16 protein-coding genes and 3 pseudogenes are annotated in these 17,683 nt (G+C 45.8%); 8 read left to right on the plus strand and 11 right to left on the minus strand.

Going from position 1 to position 17,683, the window contains the following annotated elements; translation table 11 throughout:
- Positions 1-251: 251 nt before the first annotated feature.
- The 4 genes and pseudogenes from L693_RS0115560 (at position 252) to L693_RS0115575 (ending at position 5,242) form a co-directional block, all read left to right on the plus strand.
- A complete protein-coding gene (locus L693_RS0115560) occupies positions 252-1,274 on the plus strand; it encodes a serine hydrolase domain-containing protein (RefSeq protein WP_025718065.1) in 1,023 nt (340 codons plus the stop codon).
- 417 nt (positions 1,275-1,691) lie between these two features.
- A pseudogene (locus tag L693_RS0115565) lies at positions 1,692-2,540 on the plus strand (RtcB family protein); the annotation flags it as partial.
- Between the two features lies 1 nt (position 2,541).
- Positions 2,542-3,822 carry an ATP-binding protein gene (locus L693_RS0115570; protein WP_025718069.1) on the plus strand — a complete coding sequence of 427 codons (1,281 nt, stop codon included), beginning with the start codon at positions 2,542-2,544 and terminating at the stop codon, positions 3,820-3,822.
- 262 nt (positions 3,823-4,084) lie between these two features.
- A complete protein-coding gene (locus L693_RS0115575) occupies positions 4,085-5,242 on the plus strand; it encodes an MFS transporter (protein ID WP_025718071.1) in 1,158 nt (385 codons plus the stop codon).
- 103 nt (positions 5,243-5,345) lie between these two features.
- Here L693_RS0115575 and L693_RS0115580 read toward each other — a convergent pair whose 3' ends face one another.
- From L693_RS0115580 to L693_RS0115590, 3 genes are read right to left on the minus strand one after another with little or no spacing between them, the layout of a single operon-like run.
- Positions 5,346-6,098, minus strand: a complete 753-nt coding sequence (locus L693_RS0115580) for an amino acid ABC transporter ATP-binding protein (protein ID WP_025718074.1) — start codon at positions 6,096-6,098, stop codon at positions 5,346-5,348.
- Positions 6,099-6,112: 14 nt separating this feature from the next.
- Positions 6,113-6,781, minus strand: coding sequence for an amino acid ABC transporter permease (locus L693_RS0115585; protein ID WP_010347341.1), 669 nt, complete (start codon positions 6,779-6,781; stop codon positions 6,113-6,115).
- 41 nt (positions 6,782-6,822) lie between these two features.
- Complete coding sequence (locus tag L693_RS0115590) at positions 6,823-7,674, minus strand: amino acid ABC transporter substrate-binding protein (protein ID WP_025718078.1); 852 nt, start codon at positions 7,672-7,674, stop codon at positions 6,823-6,825.
- A 334-nt stretch (positions 7,675-8,008) separates the two neighbouring features.
- Here L693_RS0115590 and L693_RS0115595 point away from each other — a divergent pair.
- Positions 8,009-9,309, plus strand: a pseudogene (locus L693_RS0115595) (MFS transporter).
- 131 nt (positions 9,310-9,440) lie between these two features.
- Here L693_RS0115595 and L693_RS0115600 read toward each other — a convergent pair.
- Positions 9,441-9,698, minus strand: coding sequence for a GlsB/YeaQ/YmgE family stress response membrane protein (locus L693_RS0115600; protein ID WP_025718080.1), 258 nt, complete (start codon positions 9,696-9,698; stop codon positions 9,441-9,443).
- 295 nt (positions 9,699-9,993) lie between these two features.
- On the opposite strand from L693_RS0115600, the gene L693_RS31505 reads away from it, so the two are divergent.
- Both L693_RS31505 and L693_RS0115610 read left to right on the plus strand, forming a co-directional pair.
- The gene (locus L693_RS31505) at positions 9,994-10,257 is read left to right on the plus strand and encodes a YkgJ family cysteine cluster protein (protein WP_025718082.1); all 264 of its coding nucleotides are present in this window, start codon (positions 9,994-9,996) and stop codon (positions 10,255-10,257) included.
- 36 nt (positions 10,258-10,293) lie between these two features.
- Positions 10,294-11,250, plus strand: coding sequence for an acetylxylan esterase (locus L693_RS0115610; protein ID WP_025718085.1), 957 nt, complete (start codon positions 10,294-10,296; stop codon positions 11,248-11,250).
- Positions 11,251-11,395: 145 nt separating this feature from the next.
- Here L693_RS0115610 and L693_RS0115615 read toward each other — a convergent pair whose 3' ends face one another.
- A complete protein-coding gene (locus L693_RS0115615) occupies positions 11,396-11,719 on the minus strand; it encodes a DUF3817 domain-containing protein (protein WP_025718086.1) in 324 nt (107 codons plus the stop codon).
- Between the two features lie 149 nt (positions 11,720-11,868).
- On the opposite strand from L693_RS0115615, the gene L693_RS0115620 reads away from it, so the two are divergent.
- The gene (locus L693_RS0115620) at positions 11,869-12,873 is read left to right on the plus strand and encodes an LLM class flavin-dependent oxidoreductase (protein ID WP_025718088.1); all 1,005 of its coding nucleotides are present in this window, start codon (positions 11,869-11,871) and stop codon (positions 12,871-12,873) included.
- 347 nt (positions 12,874-13,220) lie between these two features.
- Here L693_RS0115620 and L693_RS29345 read toward each other — a convergent pair.
- The 6 genes and pseudogenes from L693_RS29345 to L693_RS0115650 form a co-directional block, all read right to left on the minus strand.
- Positions 13,221-14,149: pseudogene (locus tag L693_RS29345) on the minus strand (cellulase family glycosylhydrolase); the annotation flags it as partial.
- A 194-nt stretch (positions 14,150-14,343) separates the two neighbouring features.
- A complete protein-coding gene (locus tag L693_RS0115635; RefSeq protein WP_025718093.1) occupies positions 14,344-14,595 on the minus strand; it encodes a hypothetical protein in 252 nt (83 codons plus the stop codon).
- A gap of 189 nt (positions 14,596-14,784) precedes the next feature.
- Positions 14,785-15,366: an ATP-dependent Clp endopeptidase proteolytic subunit ClpP gene (gene clpP, locus L693_RS0115640; RefSeq protein WP_025718096.1), complete on the minus strand. Its 582-nt coding sequence runs from the start codon at positions 15,364-15,366 to the stop codon at positions 14,785-14,787.
- Between the two features lie 20 nt (positions 15,367-15,386).
- On the minus strand, positions 15,387-15,746 hold the full coding sequence (locus L693_RS31510; RefSeq protein WP_231503666.1) for a sigma factor-like helix-turn-helix DNA-binding protein: 360 nt from the start codon (positions 15,744-15,746) through the stop codon (positions 15,387-15,389).
- A gap of 35 nt (positions 15,747-15,781) precedes the next feature.
- Positions 15,782-16,159, minus strand: a complete 378-nt coding sequence (locus tag L693_RS31515) for an RNA polymerase sigma factor (protein WP_231503667.1) — start codon at positions 16,157-16,159, stop codon at positions 15,782-15,784.
- 207 nt (positions 16,160-16,366) lie between these two features.
- A complete protein-coding gene (locus tag L693_RS0115650) occupies positions 16,367-17,287 on the minus strand; it encodes a DUF2167 domain-containing protein (protein ID WP_025718098.1) in 921 nt (306 codons plus the stop codon).
- Positions 17,288-17,683 lie beyond the last annotated feature (396 nt).

Here is a 17,683-nt window from a genome sequence, read left to right on the forward strand (position 1 = left end):
ACTGGTTGATCTCATAATACGAACGGGCAGGATAGTTAAGGTCATTCGCGCTGAACCGTATCACAAATAGTGGTAAAGCAGAGGAGTGATCTGAAAGGTTGATGCTTCGATGTTAAATCTCCAAGTCGGGGACAACAATGCGGCGCATGTGGAATTTCTAATATTGTTGGTGCGTACTATCGCAAAAAATTTTATATCATAATATGCTCTTCTTAGAAATCGATGTATTTATATTTAGGAGGAGTAAAATTATGAATAAAAGAATTACAGGTTTCGAAAATCTTATTAAAACAGACTATGGTAATATTGCTGGTATTGTGGTGATGCATGGCGGAGAAAAGGTATATGAAGGCTATTTTGACGGCTACACCGCTGAAGATACCATTCATATTGCATCAGTGACAAAGAGTGTTGTTTCTGCGCTGATTGGCATTGCCATAGATAAAGGCTATATTAAAAACATAAACCAGAAAGTATTGGAATTTTTCCCCGATTACACGGTCAAACGCGGCGAAAAAACGATACAGAATGTCACAATAAAAAATATGCTGACAATGACAGCACCGTATAAGTACAAGTCGGAGCCATATACAAAAGTTTATACAAGCGATGATTGGACAAAAGCTGCGCTGGACTTCTTGGGCGGTAAGAGCGGTCTTGGAGGGTTTATATATTCCACCATCGGCATACAGATTTTGTCAGGAATTCTTGCAAATGCAACAGGCCAACCTGTGCTTGATTTTTCCATAGAAAATCTGTTTGAACCACTTGGAATCAAAGCACCCCATAATACGATTGTACATTGCAAAGAGGAGTATTTTTCTTTTCTTAACGATAGATATGTTCGTGGTTGGGTGGTGGACCCCAAAGGCACGAACACCGCCGGTTGGGGACTTACCTTAACGCCACGGGATATGGCAAAAATCGGTCAGCTATACTTAAATGGAGGCACTTGGAACGGCAAGCAATTTCTATCCTCAAAATGGATCGAGGACAGTACCAAAGAAAACAGTCGATGGGGAGAGTTGCCATACGGCTATTTATGGTGGATTGTTGACAACAAGGAACAGGGTTGTTATGCAGCTTTGGGTGACGGTGGAAATGCGATTTTCGTAAATACCGAGAAGAAAATGGTAATTGCTATCGCTTCTCGTTTTATGCCACGTGCGAAGAACAGAATTGAATTGATTGAAAAGCATATTGTACCGTTATTTGAGGGTAATCAGTTTGTTGTTAGACAAAAAAGTAAACACGGGGAACCATACCATAAGTAACAGAGAAAAATTGCATTCTCGGATTTACGTGAAGAAAGTCGTCAGGTAGTCGTTGTAGTTGGAGATGTCGCAACAAATAAGACAAGTTATAATTACTGTGTTAATTTACTCTTACTTCATTCAAAAAAACAAAGGAATTTTCCTGAAAAAAACTCATTCAGTTGTCTTCATATTTTCATTGCAGTACTGAGCTGTATTTCTTCTCTAATTTTTTATTGATGGTTCAGTACTATATGATGTATTAACACTTCATTGCGCTAACGGGAAACGATAGTTTAATCACCGCCTTTAATGAGAGGCGGTTTTCTTTTGCTCGAAAATCAACATTTAATAATAACAGACTTAGATTATTTGAATTGGCTTTGTAGCGATGAAATTGACTATCGTGTATAGTGTTGGTCCATTAAACTACTTCATATAAGTTCGGGCAATCATTTCGTCGAAATACAGGCGATTGAAATTGCGGAAGAAAACCGCGAAACAGCCGAAGCCTGGGGCATGTTTGACGGTCAGGTGGCCGTAATGATCCATTCCGGATCACGGGCTTGGGGTGGAGCCATCAGCCAGACCAGCTCGTCTGCCATTGCCAAAGCAATGGGCCGTCTCGGACTCGGCACCTCCGACCCAAGACTGGTATTCGCACCGCTAGATCATCCCGAGGCTGTACATTATGTTGATATGATGTATTCTGCGCTGAACTATGCCGTGGTGAATCGGCATCTGATCGCCTATTCCGTACGCGAGGCCTTCCGCGATGTCTTTGGTACAAAGTGCGAGTTGCGTACCTTGTACGATCTGATGCACAATTATGCTTGGAAGGAATCTCATCCGGAGCATGGCAGCGTGTTCGTACATCGTAAAGGTGCTACACGCGCACTCCCGGCAGGTCATCCCGACAATCCGCGACCCTATCAGACAACCGGGCACCCGGCCCTGATTCCAGGCTCTATGGGTACAGCCTCTTATATTATGGTCGGTTTGCCGGGCGGTCAGGATAACTACCACTCCATTTGCCATGGAGCGGGCCGTATTCGTTCACGGTCTGCGACCAAACGGCTCGTTAGTGTAGATGATTTTGCCGGAGCGTTGGGTGTAGGGACAGACGATGAGATTGTGGTTAATCAGGCATCGCTGGAAAGCATTCTCGACGAATCTCCGCAAGCCTACAAAAATGTAGATGATATTATTGAAAGTGTCACCGGGGCAGGACTCGCAGCTGTTGTAGCCAAATGCAAGCCGCTGGCCGCCCTGAAAGGAGCCAAATAATTTGAGTATAGACATCCCTGCTATTTACCAATTTGATGAACATACAGATGGGCGTATTACCGGCTATGCCGCTTATGCCCGTCTGATCGACGGCATCAGCGAAGCACTATATAATCGCTATGGCATAAAATATGAGCTGTATGCCAGTGATGATCCCAATATTGAGTATTGGGACTTGCTGGAGGAGGACATTCGTTCAGGCAGCCCGGAGCTGGAGCATGTGGCACGGGTCTTTGATCGTTTGGAGGAACGCACCATCCAATATGACGATGACGGTCCGACTCCAGAATACGGCGTGCATCTGTCGATGCGTAATAATGTGTTCGCCTATCCCAAGTGGGGCATCGCGCTGGCGCGGGTTCCCTTCTTTCGTGAGAATGGCGTATATAATGAAGATTACGTATTTGCGACAGGCGATCAGGAGCTGCAAAGCTTCCTCGCGGGAGTACGCGGTCGTGAACGCAAGCAAAATATGAAGCGGGTGACCGTGTTTACCGATACAAGCCGTGGGCTTTCCCGGCAGGCAGAACCCATTACCCGGGCGATTACGCGGGAAGACGTTATATTAAAAGCCGAAATCAAGCGAGACATTTTCCGTTCACTCGATCAGTTTTTTGAAGCAGATCGCACCTTCTATCAGACTTATAACATTCCTTACAAACGCGGTATACTGCTGTACGGTCATCCGGGCAACGGCAAAACGACACTTGTAAAATCAATTGCGAGCAGTGTACCAGGGCCGGCAGCCTACTGGCAAATTACCGAGTACACAACCAGTGAATCGGTCAAAGAGGTATTCGAGGCGGCTACCCGCCTGGCTCCGATGGTGTTGGTCATTGAGGACATTGATTCCATGCCGCAAGAGGTTCGTTCTTTTTTCCTGAATACGCTTGATGGTGCTACCTCCAAGGAGGGCATCTTCCTGATCGGAACGACCAATTATCCTGAAAAAATTGATCCTGGTCTGATGAACCGGGCAGGTCGTTTCGATCGAGCCTATGAAATCAGTTTGCCTGACGAAGCGCTGCGATTAGCGTATCTCAAGCTGCGCAACTTCCTTGTTTTTGCAGGAGAAGCAGGTACGCAGAAGGCAGCGGCGTTGACCGACGGCTTTTCGCTGGCACAGCTCGGAGAGCTGTATGTCAGCGCTGCGCTGGAATGGCACGAGCATGGAAAAGCAGATATCGAGCTGATACTTAAAGACATGCGGGGCGAGCTGGATAAGAGCCGCAAGCAGGACTGGTTAAAAAATGCGGCCGAAGGACGAGTTGGATTCTTCTGATTCATCCTTTCATTGCCTTATAATTCAATTTATGGTATGTTCATAAACAATAAAGTATCGAAAGGGTGACCTTAAGCCAATGATCTACTAATCCTATTCCACCAAAGAAAAAAATCGTAATCTTACGAATTTTCTGGATAGGATTAGTGTAGGCTTTGGGTATTAATGATAAGAGCATTGCTTCTTTGACGGGAGCAGTGTATCTTCTTGTTCGTACGTCTACCTCCTATCCAGAAATCAATGGATAAGGAGGTTTTTTTGCATGAAAAGAATACTTGGAATCCTAATGATTAATATCTTCATCGTTATGGTGGGCGTTGGTTTAATTACCCCCATCCTGCCAGAACTGATCATTGAATTTGGTGCCAGTGGGCAGGCGATCGGTTTATTGGTAGCAGCCTATGGCATAACGCAATTCCTGCTCTCTCCCCTGACTGGACAGCTGTCTGATCGATATGGGAGAAAAGTTTTTATCGTCGTAGGTGTCATTGTTTTTGCTGTGGCTAAATTTATCTTTGCTGTTGGAGATGAGCTGTGGATGCTGTATACCTCTAGACTTCTGGAAGGAGTGGCAGCAGCCCTGATTGTTCCACCCATGATGGCGTATGTAGCGGATATTACAACAACCGAAGAACGCGCCAAAGGGAACAGCCTGCTCGCCGCAGCCATGTCATTCGGATTTGTTATTGGACCTGGACTGGGTGGTCTTCTTGCAGGATACGGAACGAGAGTGCCGCTTTACGCAGCGACAGGTGCTGCTATAGCTGCTGTTATTTTTTCAGTGTTTTGTTTGTCAGAAAGTTTATCGAAAGAGCAAATGAAAGCAGCGCGGGCAAGAATTATTCAGAAGGAATCTATTTATAAACAATACGCGAGATCGTTGAAGTCAAAATATACGATGCTCTTTGTACTTGTCCTGGTGATGACCTTTGGACTCGCTAATTTTGAATCTGTTCTTGGTTTATATGTAACGAACCGTTTTCAATTTTCACCGCAAAATATTGCTGTCATTCTGACCGCAGGTGCTGTGATCGGAGTCGGTATGCAAGCATTAGTTGTTGCTAAGATAATCAATAAGTTTGGTGAAAAAAGGGTGATCAAAGGATCGCTTCTTTTCACCTCAGTTGCTTATATTTTATTTCTTTTCGCCAAAGATTTTTGGAGTATCTTCCTTGTCACTTCCCTTATTTTCTTTGCCACAGCTATGCTTCGTCCAGCTCTTAATACACAATTATCGAAGATGGCAGGGAATGAGCAAGGTTATGTAGCCGGTATGAATAATGCCTATATGAGTGTCGGGAATATTTTAGGCCCTACTCTAGCAGGATTTTTATTTGATACAAATATGTTTGCTCCATTCATAGCAGGCTGCTGTATTCTGTTGATTATTTTTTTACTTACATTAAAATTGAATACATGAGTAAAAGGCAGCTACTGGTGCGAGGCTATATTTTTCAATGCCCGGCTGTAGCTGCCTTTTTATTCAGTCTAATCGCTTATATTTAATAAACACCCTAATGCCTTTATTCCGCTTCCCCGCTCAAACGATTCAAAAACTGAATAGCTCGTGGACTGGTGGGATGCTCCAGAACCTCATGCGGCGTACCCTGCTCAACGATTACACCCTGATCCATCAAAATTACATGGTCGGCAACCTCGGCTGCAAATTTCATTTCGTGTGTGACAATGACCATGGTCATCCCTTCGGCAGCCAGCTGCTTCATAACCTTGAGCACCTCGCCTACCAACTCGGGATCAAGCGCGGAGGTTGGCTCATCGAACAATAGCACTTCCGGTTCGACCGCCATTGCCCGGGCAATACCGACACGTTGCTGCTGTCCTCCCGACAACTGATGCGGATAGGATTCCGCTTTATCCGCGAGTCCCACCTTTTTTAGCAACTCCAATGCACGTTTGCGCGCCTCGTCCTTGTTCTTTTTCTGAACGGTGACTTGACCCTCCATCACATTTTGCACTGCTGTCATATGCGGGAACAGGTTGTAGGATTGAAACACCATACCTGTCCGCTTGCGCAGTGCCAAAATGCTTTCTTGCCGCAGCTTCGTTCCTGTGGCAAAATTGAGGGCTATATCCCCTACTTGGATCTCCCCCTGATCAGGAACCTCCAGTAAATTCAAACAGCGCAGAAGCGTTGTTTTTCCAGAGCCGGACGGACCGATGATCACGAGCACCTTCCCTTTATCCAGTGTCACGTTAACACCCTTCAGCACTTCCAGCGAGCCGAACGATTTGTGTATATTCCGAATTTGGATCATCGGTACAATCTCCTTTATCTAACGGAAAAACGGCTCAGTCGCTTTTCCAAATAATTTTGCAGCACAGTCAATATGGTACTAAACAGCAGGTAAATCACTCCCGCCTCGGTATACACCAATAACGGTTCATACGTAGTGGCTACAATTTGGTTAGCCGTTCTGAACATTTCTACGTAGGTGATGGTCGCAGCCAGTGAAGTATCCTTCACCAAGCTGATGAATGAATTGGCGAGTGGAGGTACAGATACACGGGATGCTTGCGGAAGCACGATACGCCGCAGCACTTGCCAGCGCGTCATCCCCAGGGAGTATCCGGCCTCCCATTGACCTTCCTGAATGGAAATAATGGCCGCTCGCATAATTTCAGAGCTATAGGCCCCCACGCTGAGCGTAAAGCCGATCACAGAAGCAATGAACGGATCCAGTGTAATACCCACGGAAGGTAAACCGTAGAAAATAATATACAATTGCACCAGCAAAGGCGTTCCTCGAATCACCCATACATAGAAGCCGAAGATCAGCTTGAGTATTCTCCATTTGGACAGCCGGGCTAGTGCAGTAATCAGTGCCAGCACAAGTCCCAAAGCAAAGGAGATCAGGGTGAGCGGAATCGTAAAAGAAACCCCTGCTTTTAGCAGAGGCAATAATGAATCCATAATGATTTGTATCTGGCGTTCATCCATTGTACAGACATCCTTTAAAAAGATAGGTTTGTGAAGCATTATTACTTAGATACGTCGGCTCCAAAATATTTCTCGGAAATTTTTAGGTACGTACCGTCGGCCTTCATGTCAGCCAGCGCTTTATTTACTGCCTTGATCAAATCTTCGCTGCCTTTATTGAAAACAGCTGCGCTATGTGAAGCGTCAGCGGACTCATCCACCTTTTTGATAGGAGCATCAGGCTTTTGCTTTTTCAAATCGAGATAGGATAATCCGTCATTGACGGTCGCATCCACCCGTTTGGATGTCAGCAGGTCAATGGCTTGGTTGAATCCTTCCGTTGCTACAATTTCCGCACCGTTGCTTTTCGCGATTTGAGTCAGGTTGCTGGTCAGGGATTGCCCGGACTTTTTACCTTTCAGATCAGCAAATTTTTTGATGTCCGTATTATCTTCGCTCACGATCAGAACTGCCTTGGAGACAATGTATGGATCGGAGAATTCGTATTTTTGCTTGCGCTCATCTGTAATGGACACTTCATTGAATACTGTGTCGAACCGCTTGGAGTTCAATCCCGCGAAAATACCATCCCATTGTGTCTCGATAAACTCCGGTTGGACACCCAGACGTTTGCTCACTTCAGTCGCAATATCAACGTCAAAGCCTGTCAGTTTGCCAGCAGCATCATGGTAAGTAAACGGAGCATAGGTTCCTTCCGTGCCAATTCGCAGCTTGCCGCTCGCTTTTACAGATTCAAGCGTAGCTGTAGCGGTTGTATCTGCTTCTCCACTGTTAGCCCCGGTATTTCCGGTCGCAGCATTATTCGTATTAGCGCCTTTATCATTGTTACCGCAGGCCGAAACCAGCAAAGCCATCACGATAAGCATAATCGGCAAAAAGTTAAATTTTTTCATGTTAACCACACTCTTTTCCTTTTTCTTGATCACCTAGCACGTGGCTGGCTCATTGAATAGTACATCATTCATTTTTGCACGTCAATGCTTTTATCCCATAATCCCTATGTACAAGGTAAGTTATATCATATTTGTACTCCACAACTCATCCTAGGTTGACTCATTCAGAAGCAAGCTATTCATGTACTCAGCTATCACAGCAACTTTCTCTGTACCTTTACAGCCGTGATTTCGTATAATAGGTTTCAAATGGAAGTTCTGTCCTATTTACCTCAATTTTAATTGTGAGAAATAATACATACTGTATCTTACGAATTGCTAATGGAGTGTGATTATGGAAACCCAAAATTCAACCCTATCCGCCACCTCATCTGACGGAAAGCACTCAGCCTGGGCTACCTTTACTTCGCCTCTAAGGCAATCCAAAGCCTTCACCCTGCTGTGGCTTGGACATTGGATTGCTATGCTGGGAAGCTCCGTCACAACCGTTATTTTGCCACTGGTCATCTATTCCCTGACAGGCTCGACTACGATCATGGGATTGGCGATGACTGTCTATATGCTGCCTAACGTACTTATTTTGCCCTTTGCCGGGATGATTGTTGACAGAATTGATCGAATCCACCTTCTTTTGTTTGCGAATATTGCCCGGTTCGAACTCATGTTCGTTGCAGCGGTACTGATGTTTACTGACGGAATGAAAATGCCGTTTCTGTTCGTTGGACTTGCATTATACGGATTGATGGACGGTATCTTTAACCCGGCTTATTCAGCCTTGCGGGCTCAGGTGTTCACACCGGACATTCGCAATGCGGCCAACGCGCTCAGTCAGATCAGTATACAAGCCGTTCGTCTGCTCGGTCCCCCGTTGGGTGGCTTCATTGTATCCTTTTCTTCACCGGGCATCGGCTTTGGACTGGACTCTATCACCTATCTGATTTCTTTTGCCTGTTTTTGGATGCTGAGCGCTTATTTGGCCTCCAGCATCGGTAAGCGGCAGGCAGATCCAGAGCAGCAGGCTCAAGGTGGACAGCATTTTCTCAAGGACTTTATAGCAGGCTTTACCATTCTCAAAAGCCATCCTTGGCTATGGATTACAATTCTGGCCTTTTCCTTCATTAATATTTGTTATTCAGGCATTATTGCTGTACTCATTCCCTGGCTGTTCAAGGTTCATCATAGCTATAGTCCCGTTGTGTACGGTGTCGCAATGGCAAGCAGCGGCGTTGGCGCCATGGTGGGGGCCTTTGTATATGGGTCACGCAGACATTGGAAGCATCGCGGTCTGCTCGCTTACTTAGGCGCTTTGGTCAGCGGCCTTGCTCTACTCCTGTTGTCTATCGTCACCTGGATGCCCGGATTGATCATGAGCATGATGCTTGAAGGCTTCGGCATTATGATATTTGCGATTATTTGGGAAACCAGCCTTCAGGAACTGGTGCCCGCCGAATCCTTTGGCCGTGTAGCCAGTCTGGACCTGATGTTTTCCTTTGCCCTACTACCTGTGGGCTATCTGGCAGTAGGGGCCGTGGCGGACACGCTTGGTGGCATCTTCACGATTGGCATGTTTGCAGCTATCGGCATGTGCATCGTGCAGGCGTTCTATGTATTCCCCATATCAGGCGCTTCCAATAAGAAACGGATACCCTTTTGCAAAATAAAAAAAGCTGCTCGCAAAGGTTCGCTTGACGAAACTTTGCGGAAGCAGCTTCTTTTATTTTGTCCTTGTGCCTCATGGAGGCTAATCTACTCAATGATTCATAAAGTTAGCTTCTGCTCCGTCCAACGGAGCGGAAGATCAAGCTTACGATCACAACCAGCACAATCGCACCAATCAATGCAGGAACGATGTAGAATGATCCGATTTCAGGACCCCAGTTCCCCAGAATCAAGCTTCCCAACCATCCACCGATAAAACCGGCGATGATATTGCCAATTACACCACCCGGAACATCACGACCTGCGATAATTCCTGCCAACCAACCAATAATACCACCAACAATCAATGCCCATAACCAACTCATTTTACGTCACCTCGTTTAAGTTTTTATCGTTGTGTTCTATTATTAACCACTCGAACTCTTTTTGAACACATTGAGGACAATTGGTTAATATTACCTTATAATGGCACGCTGATTTAGGGACTTGATACCATCTTACGTGTCTCTCCGACGATTTATGCCCCTTGAATGAAAAGTGTGTCTATATGCAGTTATCCTTGTATTCCTGCTTTTTTTGTGCCATCCTCACATTATGGCTTCATTGAAGTCACTTCATGCATAGGTAACAAAAATAACAAATGATAAGGAGTGACCCCAACTGGAGTGTCGAGTCGGATGTGCCGCATGCTGTATTGCTATTACGATTTCATCCCCTATTCCCGGCATGCCGGATGGAAAACCAGCTGGCGTTCCTTGCCCTCAGCTCACTTCGGATTACCGTTGTCAATTGTTTGGCAAACCTGAGCGTCCAGCCGTATGCAGTGGATTTCTTGCTGATGAGGATACGTGTGGAAACACCAACGATAAGGCATTTGAGCTGCTGAGAGAGCTGGAGGAGTCCACTTTACCGGATAGAGCTTAAGGAATAATTCATTCTATATGAAGGAGAACTTTTATCATGAATGTTATTGAAAAAAGAATTGCCGAATTGACGGAGTATCGACCGGACCTCACTACCCCGAAGGATATGGATTTATTCTGGGACAAAATGTTGGAAGAAGTACGCGCTAAGCCTATACGTGCGTTCAAAACACCAGTAGACACGCCGTATGCCCATATGCTTGCCTATCGGGTTACTTTTGAGGGGGTGGATGATACGCCACTGCATGCCTGGTATGTACGCCCCCGATTTGCCGGAGATCAAAAGCTGCCGTGTATCGTTCTGTTTCATGGCTATACTGGCGGAAAAGGCTATCCTGAAGATTATTCCTCCTGGCTGATGCTTGGCTTCGCTGTATTGGCGGTAGATGTACGTGGTCAGGGGGGAGAAACGGGAGACCGTCTGGATGATCCTCACGGTACGGTTAAAGGCTGGATAACGAAAGGAATATTGAATAAGGATACCTGTTACTACAAAACCATTACGACCGATGCCCTTCGAGCCGTGGATTGGGTGGCAGAGCAGACCGATGTGAATCCAACCCAAATCGCAATCAGTGGCGCAAGCCAAGGCGGCGGACTTTCATTAATGGTGGCGGCGCTCAGCAATAAAGCTGCTGTTACGGTGGCTGACATTCCTAATATGTGTCATATGGATTTTGGCATGATGAATTCCACCAGTTCGCTGATGGAAGCTGCCGAATTCGCCAACCGATTCCCTGAGCACTTGGAGCAGGTACTACATACATTGAGTTATTTTGATGTCATGAATTTGGCCCATCGCATTCGCATCCCGGTGATGGTATCGGTGGGATTTAAAGATACTGTATGCATGCCAGAGACCATTTTCGCCGCTTATAATCGCATTGAATCACCGAAAACGATTGAAATTTACCCATTTACGGGACATTGGGTTGAAGGTTTCCAAAGACGCAAGACAGCTGAATTTTTAGTTAAAACATTAGCACTAAGTTAGTTTTTCGATGTAAAAAAGAGCACTACGCCTCAAACGGGACCAGTCCAGCCATCCCAGTTGCGTAATGCTCTTTTTAGTTTAATGAGGGCAGCCCCGCATTTGCAGGCAAGTCCGCGACACTGCTCACCGTATACACCTTCAGATGTTACGATGCAGCTCGCTGTTTGGCTGCCGAATCTCCTGTCCATTTTCGCACCCAAACAAAATCCATAATCATCAGACCAAACGGAATGAAGGATGCAAACATAATAAACAGCGGCCGCCGGATGGGCCAATGCAGCGCAGTTTTGCCATAGATCAAAGCGACGAGGAGGAGCAGAAAGCTCACCCGGTATATATTACCAATCACCATAACCGCCTGAGTCAAGCCCGCAGCTTGCAGCGGCTGGTGAGCGAAAAGTATCGCCAAATACGCTATAGCCTGAATCCAGAGCATGAGTCGGACACGCCCCAAAGGTGTTTTTAACACAAATTCGTTCCCCTCTCCAAAAGCAAGGATGTTCTCTCATCCTGCACAACCTTCATTATAACGAAAAGGGTCTGAAACTCCAACCTTCCTATTCTAAGTTTTGACCTAATGAGTTGTGTCTGATACAGTTGTGTAAGAGGTGATTGCTAATGCTTAAACTGGGTATACTGGACCAGTCTCATATTCCTGAAGGCGGTACCGCTTATGATGCATTATCCAATACAACAGATTTAGCACGTGAAGCTGATCAACTGGGATACAGCCGTTATTGGGTATCCGAGCATCATGCGTCCAAAACACTAGCGCACTCCAGTCCTGAGGTCCTGATTGCGCATTTGGCTGCTCATACATCACGTATGCGTGTGGGTTCAGGCGGCATTATGCTGCCTCACTACAGCGCGTATAAAGTCGCTGAAAATTTCCGGCTGCTGGAGGCGCTCCATCCAGGACGCATCGACCTGGGAATAGGGCGTGCTCCTGGTGGTTTGCCGCTGGCTACCCGTGCTTTGCAGGAAGGCAAGTACCAAACCGTCGAGCAATATCCGCAGCAGATTCTCGATTTAATCGACTACTTCCATGATTCCGTGCCTGACAATCATCGTTTTGCCGGGCTTCATGCCTCTCCGATGATACCAACGATTCCTGAAATGTGGCTGCTTGGGTCCAGTGGGGAAAGTGCCAGATTGGCCGCTATGATGGGTGCTTCCTATGCCTTTGCCCAATTTTTCGGCACTCTGGGCGGCGTGGAAGCTACCACGCATTACCACGAGCAATTTCAGCCTTCCATCCTGGGCGATAAGCCCCGGTCCATGGCAGCGGTTACTGTAGCCTGTGCGGAAACTGAAGAGGAAGCCGAGCAGCTGGCATCCAGTGTCAGTTTGTATTTCCTGCTGCTCATGCAGGGCAAAGAAATGAGCTCTCTCCCGTCAGTGAAAACGGCAATGTCCTATCCATACACGGAGTTTGACCGCGAGCGGCTGCGTCAGTCCGCAGCATGGCGTGTTGTAGGGACACCTGAGCAATGTAGGGAACAACTGCTAAGACTGGCTGAGCAGTATCGTACCGATGAGCTGCTGGTCGTCTCCTCCATTCATGACTTTGATAAACGTGTTCAGTCCTACCGTCTGCTGGCCAAAGCTTTTAATTTGGCATAAACACGGTTGAACGGACCAAAAGCTTCCAAAACATTAACCCCCCGCCTGCCTGTAATGGCAATAGCGGGGGGTTGTTGTTAAGAAACGGTCCAAGGGACCGGATCTTCTGTACTATGGAATTAGTTGAGGAAGCTCTTGAGGAGTATTTTAAGTACCACGAAAGTCGAATAGAATATGGTACTTTGGTAGTATATATACCGGAACTAAAGTGCCGATGATTCACTCCTAAAGTTCCATTCTCCTATATACCAAAGGCGCATACGCTATACTCCAAATCCTCAAAAGATTGCAACCTAAAGTCCCATATTCTTTACTCCTTCCGAGCTAGCTGAGGCTACGGCCAGATTTTAGGGCTCTATCCCCCATACCAGCTTACCCTGCTGATATACAGTGGCATGATCCCAGTCTGCGAATACAGTTTGGTTAGCACCATACGAATAATCGTTGGTCTCATCAAAATTACTCCAATTCGCAGCATGAATGCGGGGCTGAATTTCTCCACTTTCCCCGCCAGGCTGAATACTTCCTGCTCCATCGGTGAAAGAAACTTCCACATATTTATCAGCCTTGCCCTTCGAATTTGGCAATGTTACAAAAGTCGCTTTTACCTTTTCATTGCCTAGCTTGGCCCAGTCTACAAAAAATTGCTGGGCTTGTTTGCTTTCATCTGTGTAATAGTATCGAATTTTCAGATCACTCAGCTTCACAGCTGCTGTACCTGTATTTTTGATATTAAATTCAGGTCGGATGGCGTTATCCTTAGCATTCGTATCGCCGGTACGATATTGCAGCACAATCCCTTGATTGTCACCGCCTGGTGTACTTCCTCCGTTATCGCCACCATTGTTGCCGCCATTATCGCCATTTCCACCGTTATCGCCACCATGATTCCCACCATTGCTGCTGGAGCCTTCAGTGCGTAATCGATTCGATCGCGTAAATATTGTCCATGTGTTCCCGCATAGAAATGCACGGTATACATCGTATTCTTGTCTGGAAGTGGATTGTCTGCTGCATCATGTATATCCTGACTCCATGTGCCTGTTCCTACAATAATAATATTGTCCGGGTCCTTCGCACGAATGACCTGGGAGACCTCTGCAGCATAAGGTCGAATTTGGTTATTCCAGTTCACATTCCCGTTCGGCTCATTGGCTACCTCATAGATTACGTTTGGCAAATGGCCGTACTGCGTGGCAAATTCATTAAAGAAGGCTTTGGCCTCATTTTTATGAATGTTCGGATCGCCATCCGAAAGAATATGCCAGTCAATAATGTTTATTTGCTTTGCTTGCTACCCCAGTAGACTAAGGGACAAAAGACTCATTTAACAGCCGCGAAAATTGACGAATTTTAGCTGATATCCAAGAGACTTTTACAACTTATTAACCTAAAAAAAGACTGCATCCCGATGCCTTTAGCTCGGTATAGCAGTCTTGTACAACGTCGTGTATGTGATTGATCTCCTTATTACCCCTTAGCGGCTGCCTGAGGTTCTTGGGTCGTCTGATCCTTCTTTATGTCGCCGCCATCCGTCACTTGATCTGTCAGTACAGTCTCAGATGAGTTGCCCATGACCTTGTCTATGAGTTGCAGCCAAGGTTCTTCACTGCCTCCACAACTCTCAATATCACCGAGCAGGGACTCTAGCGTAGTTCCTTCTTCTGGCAAATCAATAACTAAACTGTCTTCGTCAACTTGGATGGTGCAGCAGGTTTTCATTATAAATCCCTCGCTTAATTCTTATTTGAGCATGCTATAAGCAAGCTCAGATGGGATCATTCCCATGGATTCGGGAATAAGCCTTTTGAATCCGTCTGAAATTATAATCCTATTGCACATCAATTGCAATGAACAAACTTTGAATTTTTTCAGAATTAGCGAGGGATCATATAAAATTTTCAAAAACAGTTAGATACGTGTAACGATCCGATCAACCAAGCCGTAGGCTACCGCTTCTTCAGCCGTAAGAAAGTGATCCCGGTCCGTATCTTTTTCCACCCGCTCCAGCGGCTGCCCGGTATGATCTGCCAAAATACGGTTGAGCTGCTGTCGGCTTTTGATCAGACGCTCGGCATAAATCAACACATCAGAAGCTTGACCCTTCGCTCCGCCCAGCGGTTGATGGATCATAATCTCACTATTGGGCAAAGCCATTCGCTTGCCTTTGGTCCCTCCAGTCAGCAAAATCGTACCAAAGCTCGCTGCCATGCCTGTGCATATGGTAGATACATCATTTTTCACAAATTGCATCGTATCGTAAATGGCAAATCCTGCCGAAATGGACCCACCCGGGCTATTAATATACATCTGAATATCCTTTTCGGAATCCTCAGCAGTGAGGTGCAGTAGCTGAGCTACAATGACATTGGCCATATGGTCCTCAATCTCACCTGATACCATAATGATACGATCCTTTAATAACCGGGAGTAAATATCATAGCTTCGCTCTCCTCGGCTCGTTTGCTCAATTACATAAGGAATGGTGCTCATGGGCGTAAACTCCCTTCTTGTTAAGCGACCATCATAGCCTTGATACCCTGAGATGTATGGGAATTCATCAGAGTGCCGGAAGGATAAAAGCGCTGATACAGCACAGAGCCGGCAATCGCTATCGGCTCGGCAGCATCGTTCAAGCTAAGCGCAATCCAGCGCTGTACATCTCCGGCGCGAAAGGCCGCCAAATAAGCTTTAAGCCATTCTCTTTCTCTTTCAAGCGCAGGTATGGATACTGACTCCAGCTTATGGCCCTCCCTGTGCTTCTGAGCAAGTAGAGCGCGTGCTCGACTCAAAGCAGCTTTTACCGCGCCCTCCGTCGTATTCAGCAGCTCTGCCGTCTCCGGGGCCGTATAGCCCCATACATCTCTCAGCACCAGGATGGTTCGCTGCCATGGCGATACATGTGTACTTAAATATTGAAGCGCCAGCTCCAGATCTGGTGTGTAGCTTTCATTACAATACCGAGAAGGCTCCTCATGCCGCTGGAAAACTCTTTTTCGCCAGAGACAGATAGGCGCTTCTGGGCATTTTGCCTGCGAATATGATCAATCCATCTATTCCGCGCGGAACGGATCAAATAAGCCTCTTTATTTTCCACCTCGTCCAGATTCTTCTCAGATTGCAGCATATGCAGGATGGTCATCTGTACCAAATCCTCGGCATCCCATGCTGAACCTGTTAACGAAAGACAGTAGCGATGGAGCGCAGGAAGCACGTTTTGCAATAATTCATCTCCCTTAAGTGGGGACGATTCATTTTTCATCCGTTCGGATATCACAAAGGCCATGTTTGGGGCCCCCCTTTGCTCAGTCCATTTGTGTTCGGGTGTTTCGTTAAGGTAGACGGAATCGCATCCCCAAAGGATACGGCGGTTACAATATATTTATTTTAGCAAGTAAAACAAACTAAAAACAGATGATTCACGGGGCCTACTCCCACCATGATCATCTGTTCAGGTACATTTGTTAATTTATTAAGTCATGTCAGCTTTGGTTTATGGCAATGTCTCTGTATGTTCGCGGTCATTCGTCTCATCCTGCACTGCTTTTGTTTTTTTTCTACGAAATAATTTTGCGAAAAACTTGCCTACCACACCTAAAACACCTGCACCAGCGGCAAAAATCAGAATGCCAAACTTTTTGAGGAGTCCTCCCAGCAATAACAACAATCCTGCTTTTTTGGCTACCGCCAAGCCTGCTCCTCCCAAAATCAGTCCGGTCAGGCCATATTCGGAAATTTTGTCCGTTGAAGCATTAAACTCCTCATATCGCTCACCTGACTTGACTGTCAACTTGGGTAATATTTCCTCATTCAAAAACTTCTTATCCGCGTCCAAATGCGCAGGATCGGACACTAATATTGCAGAAATAAAACCCTGACGGGTAAGCAAACGAACGTTATAATTGATCAGTTTCTTCTTGTTCCCATCCTCCCCCAGCATGGACCAGGTTAGATTATGAGTTGCTTCATTATAAAAAGGCTCCACATCCCAGCCCGTTACATAAAGGCGATCACTTTCTGCCTTTTCCTTGTTGCTTTCTTCCGTACCTTTTTTATAGTTATCCAGAATGGCATCCGCATCGATGTCTTCTTTTTCATCGTCCTTGATATGCCCAACCTCATCGTATTCAAAAATTACTTCCCAACTTTGATTTTCATCTTTAGGAAATATACTTCCAATTTCGTTGCCAGATGGCTTGTCGTGATTCATTTCGCTTACCTTTGCCGTGTTAGCCGCATCTAAAAAAAGAAGCGAAGGATCCAAATCGACCTCAGCCACATTTCCCAAGTCTACCTTTCTGCCGCCCTCTATCCATTTTAATTGTTCATAAGATGAAGCCCACGCGTTACCCCCACTGCATAACACCAGACTAAACGCCACCAACACGGCAAAGATCGTTTGGCTCCATCTCATTTTGTTGCTACCTCTGTTATCTAGTCTCTTCATCAAAACGCATTACCCCTTTATAAATTCCAAAATCTCCCGTACTCCCAAACCAAATTAGCTACTGTTTTGTATTTTGTCAATTTAAAGAAGTAAAGGGAATTTTTAAGATCTAATACTCATTTTTATACATATGTATGCAAATTTTCTAATCTAATCGAACTGATTTCAGCGTGTTAGGACGAGCAAAAAGAAAACCTGATGAAAGACAAGCACATTTGTGCAAACCTCACTGGTAGAGCGTTAGAGTCACATACCTCATAAAAAATGTCGAATTTCCGTGAATAAAAGAATATGTAATTCACTAAACAAATATGTCATTTTTTTATTTGACGGATTGTAATATGAAGTGCGACACCTGCTGGA

This window comes from Paenibacillus sp. 1-18 (assembly GCF_000520755.1).
Lineage (GTDB): Bacteria > Bacillota > Bacilli > Paenibacillales > Paenibacillaceae > Paenibacillus > Paenibacillus brasilensis.

What these genes read in the sequence shown, in the direction of transcription:
- L693_RS31515 (WP_231503667.1), bottom strand. Translation starts at nt 16,159, where the DNA reads ATGGCCTTTGTGATATCCGAACGGATGAAAAATGAATCGTCCCCACTT.
- L693_RS0115585 (WP_010347341.1), bottom strand. Translation starts at nt 6,781, where the DNA reads ATGGATGAACGCCAGATACAAATCATTATGGATTCATTATTGCCTCTG.
- L693_RS0115650 (WP_025718098.1), bottom strand. Translation starts at nt 17,287, where the DNA reads ATGAGATGGAGCCAAACGATCTTTGCCGTGTTGGTGGCGTTTAGTCTG.
- L693_RS0115610 (WP_025718085.1), top strand. Translation starts at nt 10,294, where the DNA reads ATGAATGTTATTGAAAAAAGAATTGCCGAATTGACGGAGTATCGACCG.
- L693_RS0115575 (WP_025718071.1), top strand. Translation starts at nt 4,085, where the DNA reads ATGAAAAGAATACTTGGAATCCTAATGATTAATATCTTCATCGTTATG.
- L693_RS0115620 (WP_025718088.1), top strand. Translation starts at nt 11,869, where the DNA reads ATGCTTAAACTGGGTATACTGGACCAGTCTCATATTCCTGAAGGCGGT.
- clpP (WP_025718096.1), bottom strand. Translation starts at nt 15,366, where the DNA reads ATGAGCACCATTCCTTATGTAATTGAGCAAACGAGCCGAGGAGAGCGA.
- L693_RS0115580 (WP_025718074.1), bottom strand. Translation starts at nt 6,098, where the DNA reads ATGATCCAAATTCGGAATATACACAAATCGTTCGGCTCGCTGGAAGTG.
- L693_RS0115600 (WP_025718080.1), bottom strand. Translation starts at nt 9,698, where the DNA reads ATGAGTTGGTTATGGGCATTGATTGTTGGTGGTATTATTGGTTGGTTG.
- L693_RS0115560 (WP_025718065.1), top strand. Translation starts at nt 252, where the DNA reads ATGAATAAAAGAATTACAGGTTTCGAAAATCTTATTAAAACAGACTAT.
- L693_RS0115590 (WP_025718078.1), bottom strand. Translation starts at nt 7,674, where the DNA reads ATGAAAAAATTTAACTTTTTGCCGATTATGCTTATCGTGATGGCTTTG.
- L693_RS0115635 (WP_025718093.1), bottom strand. Translation starts at nt 14,595, where the DNA reads ATGAAAACCTGCTGCACCATCCAAGTTGACGAAGACAGTTTAGTTATT.